The sequence below is a fragment of the Candidatus Methylomirabilis sp. genome, assembly GCA_036000645.1.
In the GTDB taxonomy this organism is placed as follows: Bacteria; Methylomirabilota; Methylomirabilia; order Methylomirabilales; family JACPAU01; genus JACPAU01.
Window position 1 is genome coordinate 1 of the sequence record DASYVA010000166.1, and the last position, 4,904, is coordinate 4,904.

The following is a 4,904-nucleotide window of genomic DNA, read 5'->3' on the forward strand; positions in this document are numbered from 1 at the left end:
TTCAACAGGGAGCGTCGCCCCGTGGCCGTGGTCCGGGGGGCCGTCCGTCGCTTCGACGCCATGGGGGGTCTCCGTCCGGTAGGTTCGCGTAGTATAGCCGGGCGCAGGGGGAATGACAAGGCCGCTCCCAAGCCGGGCCTACCGGGCGACCGGGGAGGGCAACAGCCCGGCAGGCGGGCGCAGCATCCCCAGCTGGGCCAGCTCCACAAAGGTCTCCAGGATCCGCCGATCCCACCATCCCTTCGCCGCCTCCTCCCGCATGATCTGGAACACCTGGTCCTGGGGGAAGGCCGGCTTGTAGGGACGCTTCGTGGTGAGAGCGTCGTAGATGTCCACCACCTGCAGGATCCGGGCAGTGACCGGGATCTCCTCCGCCTTCAGGCCATCCGGGTAGCCACTCCCATCCGACTTCTCGTGGTGATGGCGGATGATCGGCAGGACCAGCTTCAGCGACTTGAGGGGATTGCAGATCCGCTCGCCGATCAGCGGGTGCTCCCGCATGACCACCCACTCATCGGGCGTCAGCTTCCCGGGCTTCAGGAGGATGGTGTCGGGGATCCCGATCTTCCCGATGTCGTGGAGGATGCCCCCCCGGCGCAGGGCGGTCAGCTCCTCCTCGGCCAGGCCCAGGGCCGCCCCGAGCTGGAACGAGAAGGCGGACAGGCGCTCGCAGTGCCCCTCGGTGTAGGGATCCTTGGCCTCCACCCCGAGCGCCAGGCTGAAGAGCACCGTCTCGGCATTCTCCAGCTCGTCGGTCAGCTGCTTGACCTTCAGGAGGGAGCGGACCCGGGTGGTGAGCTCGGCGCTGTTGAAGGGCTTGGTCAGGAAATCGTCAGCCCCCGCCTCGATCCCCTTGATCTTCTGCTCCAGGCGCGTGAGGGCCGTCACCATGATGATCGGGATGAAAACCGTCTCCTTGTTCCCCTTCAGCCGGCGGCACACCTCGTAGCCGTCCAGCTTGGGCATCATCACGTCCAGGAGGATGAGATCGGGGGGGGCCTCTCGGACCCGCTCCAGCGCCTGCTCGCCATCCTCGGCCGTGCGGACCCCGTACCCCTCCGTGCGGAGAAGGTCCTCCAGCATCCGGAGGTTCAGCCTCTCGTCGTCCACCACCAGGATGTCAGCGATGCTACCCAATGGCGTTGTGCGTTGCCCCGAGTTCAGGACCCACGCCGGGGCACCTCCACGCAGAGAGCCCCGAGCGGCGCCAGCCGTGCCCGGCTCACGCACGACCGGCCCGGGACCGAGTGGACGGTCTCCGGACGGTCTTCCGGCGTGGATAAGCCTGGCGCCTCCAGGGGGTGCAAGAGGCTTGCCAGCGCCTTGCGCCCCGCCGCGCCGGCCCTCACGGCTTGAGCGCCGCCAGGATCTTAGCGGCAGTCTCGGCCAGGGGCGGGACGGGGCCTCGCGTTTTCACAATCCGCTGGATCCCCCCTCCCTCGCCGCCATAGCGTGGGATCACATGCACATGGACGTGGGGGACCTCCTGCCCGGCGGCCCGCCCGTCGTTGACCCCCAGGGTGAAGCCGGGTGCCCCGAGTCCCCTCTGGATGGCGCCGGCCACGCGCACCGCAGCGTGGAAGAGGGCGGCCACGGTGTCGGGGGAGCACTCGACGAGCGAGGCCGCGTGCCGGCGCGGAACGACCAGGGTGTGCCCCTGCGTACAGGGAGAGATGTCCAGGAAGGCCAGGACCTCACCGTCCTGATGGAGGATGTGCGCGGAGAGGGCGCCTTCCCGGATCCGGCAGAAGGGGCAGGTCTCCATACCGTATGTGGCCTGCCCGCGATGCCTCCGGGCGGGCCCGGGATCCGCTCCGCCGCTCCGGCGGAGTCATGCTGGTGCCGGCCGTCTTTTGGGGTACACTATCAGAAGAAGACGGAGGCGCCAAGGGGCCGGGTTTCCGCTCCGGGACATTTTGCCTCAGCTGCACTCTCTGCGCCCGACCCGAGCCGCAGCCCGCAACGGATGCAACGGGCCCTGGGACGGGCCTCGGGCGTGGGTCCACGGGACGGGCCCATCCTCTCCCTTTGGCATATTCCTTGAACGCCTCAGAGCCATTCTCTCATCGGAGGGGCCATGGAAGAAGTGGAAGAGGCCACAACGCTCAACGCCCGGGATGCAGGGAAGGGCCCCTCCGGCCAGCGCCTCGGGAACTACATCCTGCTGGAGGAGCTCGGGGGGGGCGGAATGGCCACCATCTACAAGGGCCACCATGCTTTCCTCGACCGCCCGGTGGCGATCAAGGAACTCAAATCCCGCTTTCGCCGGGACAGCGAGCTCCAGGACCGATTCCAGCGGGAGGCCAGGGCGGCCGCCAACCTTCCCCACCGGAATATCGTCCAGGTGTACGATTTCTGGCGGGACCGGGAGCACCGCTACCTGGTGATGGAGCTGGTGGAGGGTCTTGACGCCGCCGCCGTGCTGCGGCGAGTCGGGGCACTCCCCCCGTACGTCGCCCTGGCCCTGGTGGGGCAGGTCTGCGGTGGGCTGGCCTTCGCCCATGCCCGCGGGATCATCCACCGGGACCTGAAACCCAGCAACCTGCTCATCACCCGCGAGGGGGTCGCGAAAGTGGGGGACTTCGGCATCGCCCACCTGATGGACACCCCCGGCCTCACCCAGCCCGGGCAGACCCTGGGCACGCTGGCCTACATGTCCCCCGAGCAGATCCGGGGGGAGCGCCTCACTCCTGCCTCCGATGTGTTCTCCCTCGGCATCGTCCTCTACGAGCTCCTGACCGGCCAGCGCCCCTTCGCGGAGGACGAGGCGGAGAGCGTGACGGCCAAGATCATCGCCGACCGCCCCGTCTCGCCCCGCCGCCTGAAGCGCGGGATCCCCCGCGCCGCACAGCGGATCATTCTGAAGTGCCTGCGGAAGCGACCGGAGGCGCGATTCCGCACCTGCACCGCCCTGGAGCGCGGCATTCGCCGAGCCCTCGGCGGGAAACCGGCGGAGTGGGAGGTTCTCGTCCGGCGCTACCTCGAGCTGCTCCCGACCGAGGGGGAAGCCTCCCCCGGCCTCGGCCGCCGCCTCCGGATCCCCGGTCACTTCGCCCGGCGCCTGCGGCGCTTCGCCCTCGCGGCCGGCCTCATGGGGGCAGCGGCATATGGGGGTCTCGCCCTCACGGGGGCGCCGGCGAGCCTCGGCTCGACCCTGAACTGGGCCCAGACGCTCCTGCCCGGCTGGAGCACCCCATCCCCCCGCGTGCCGGAGCAAGGCCCCCGGCCTCCCCGGACCCGCACGATCCGCCCGGCGGGGCGCGGGGCGACGACCGAGCCACGCCGTTAGGCAGCCCGCACCACGACCTTACGCTCCCGCGGCCCGTCCAACTCCACCAGCATCACGCTCTGCCAGCGCCCGAGCAGCAGCCGGCGGCCCCAGGATCGCCGCCTTGATGTGCGCGGCCGCGTTGTCGTCGATCCGGTCGTGCCGCCACTTCCCCTGAGGAACAAGGGTGGCCAGGGCGTCCAGCAGGTCCAGCCCGATGTTGGGGTCGGCATTTTCATTGATGACGATGGCCGCCGTCGCATGGGGGACGTAGACACAGCAGAGCCCCTCCCCTCCCTGCTTCCGGACGAACGCGGCAACGGTCTCGGTGATGTCCAGGACCTGCATCTTCTGCTGGGTTCGGATCAGGATTTCGTGGGTCATGCCCGCCTCCCGCATCGCCCCCTCCCGCACAGGCGCGTCGCCGATCCCGTGCCAGGGACTTCCGCACGCAGCGCCTGTACCACGGGCTGCCGGGGTGATCAAGCGGCCGCCGAAATCAAAACCCCCGGGTCCCTCGCGGGACCCGGGGGTCAGACCCGGACTCACGCCCCTACGGGCAAACCTGCTGCCAACGCCCCGGCACCCACTCCCGGTAATAGGCGGTGAACCCCCCTCCTTGATCCCGCGGGACCTCCCGCCACGAGCCCTCGATCCAGACGGACTGGCAGGACGGAGTCGGCGCGTAATAGACCGCCGGTGGGTAGTACGGGTAGGAATAGACGCGGTAGTACGGCACCGCACGGTACTGGCGATAATAGACGTGGGGCTGGCTCACGTGGTGGAGGAAGAGGACCGTCGCCGCACCGGCCGCAAAGCCGACCCCGAACTTGTGGCCGGCCTCAGCCGGGGCCGGCAGCAGCCCCAGGGCGAGCACCAGAACCAAGCCCAGCGCGAGTAGCTTGCGCATCAGTCCTTCACCTCCCCGGGGCCCCCCGGCCCCACGCGGATTCTACCCGCTTTAGACCGCGCCAGGCAAGGGGGGTTGAACTGGCAGGGAGCCCCTCCAGCCCCCTCATCCCCACTGACGGGCGCCAGGCATTCGGCCCGGCTGGGGGCGGGCGGACGGCCGGCCCTTGATTTTTTCGGACCCCCAGCCTAGATTCTTGGTGACTCCCAAGAGGTTTCGGGCCGCGGGCCTGCAGCGGGCTCCCCGGTGAGGGCAGGCCTCCGGGGAACGCATCGTCCCCGTACGGGACACTAGGCGCCGCGGGACGAGGTCACTTGGGAGTCATTCCTTTTCCAGTCGCTTCCCCCCCGGCCGAGGCATCTTCCGCGGATCCCACAGGTACAAGGCAAGCGTGGCGGCTGCCAGCAGGAGGGTGAGTCCCGTGATCGTCGCCTGGGAGAGGCCCGGGTAGACCACGGGCTCGATGTACCGCCCGATGAACCCAGGCTGTGCGCCCCGCTCCGCCCACCCGCCCCGAAGCCAGATCTCCAGGGCCGTGAGGGGGCAGAGGAAGGCAAACCCCTGGATGAGGACGGCCAGGCAGACGGCAGAGAGGTGCACCGCCCGGACCCGCCGCCAGCGCAGAAAGAGGATCGGCCCCGCGACGAGGAACACGATGTAGAGGAAGTGAATCAGGACCACCAGGTCGGCCGCCCACGCCGTCATCGCCTCCCCGCGCCCCCGCCT

At 69.6% G+C, this 4,904-nt stretch carries 6 protein-coding genes and 1 pseudogene; 1 reads left to right on the forward strand and 6 read right to left on the reverse strand.

The genetic code is table 11. The annotated features are described in order from the left end of the window. Positions 1-138: 138 nt before the first annotated feature. Positions 139-1,110, reverse strand: coding sequence for an HD domain-containing phosphohydrolase (locus VGT06_09565; GenBank protein ID HEV8663369.1), 972 nt, complete (start codon positions 1,108-1,110; stop codon positions 139-141). 235 nt (positions 1,111-1,345) lie between these two features. Beyond that, entirely contained in the window at positions 1,346-1,765 is a 420-nt protein-coding gene (locus tag VGT06_09570) for an HIT family protein (GenBank protein HEV8663370.1), read from the reverse strand. A gap of 312 nt (positions 1,766-2,077) precedes the next feature. Here VGT06_09570 and VGT06_09575 point away from each other — a divergent pair, with 312 nt between their 5' ends. Further along, positions 2,078-3,289, forward strand: a complete 1,212-nt coding sequence (locus tag VGT06_09575; protein ID HEV8663371.1) for a serine/threonine-protein kinase — start codon at positions 2,078-2,080, stop codon at positions 3,287-3,289. Here VGT06_09575 and VGT06_09580 read toward each other — a convergent pair. The 4 genes and pseudogenes from VGT06_09580 to VGT06_09595 all read right to left on the reverse strand — a co-directional run. Further along, positions 3,286-3,531, reverse strand: coding sequence for a YjbQ family protein (locus VGT06_09580; protein ID HEV8663372.1), 246 nt, complete (start codon positions 3,529-3,531; stop codon positions 3,286-3,288). The two genes, VGT06_09575 and VGT06_09580, sit on opposite strands and share 4 nt — an antisense overlap. After that, a pseudogene (locus tag VGT06_09585) lies at positions 3,434-3,667 on the reverse strand (YjbQ family protein). Before VGT06_09585 ends, VGT06_09580 begins: the two are co-directional and overlap by 98 nt. 154 nt (positions 3,668-3,821) lie before the next feature. Beyond that, positions 3,822-4,178, reverse strand: coding sequence for a hypothetical protein (locus tag VGT06_09590; protein ID HEV8663373.1), 357 nt, complete (start codon positions 4,176-4,178; stop codon positions 3,822-3,824). Positions 4,179-4,499: 321 nt separating this feature from the next. Continuing rightward, positions 4,500-4,904 (reverse strand): DUF2784 domain-containing protein (locus VGT06_09595; GenBank protein ID HEV8663374.1); only part of this gene is annotated, 405 nt, incomplete at its 5' end.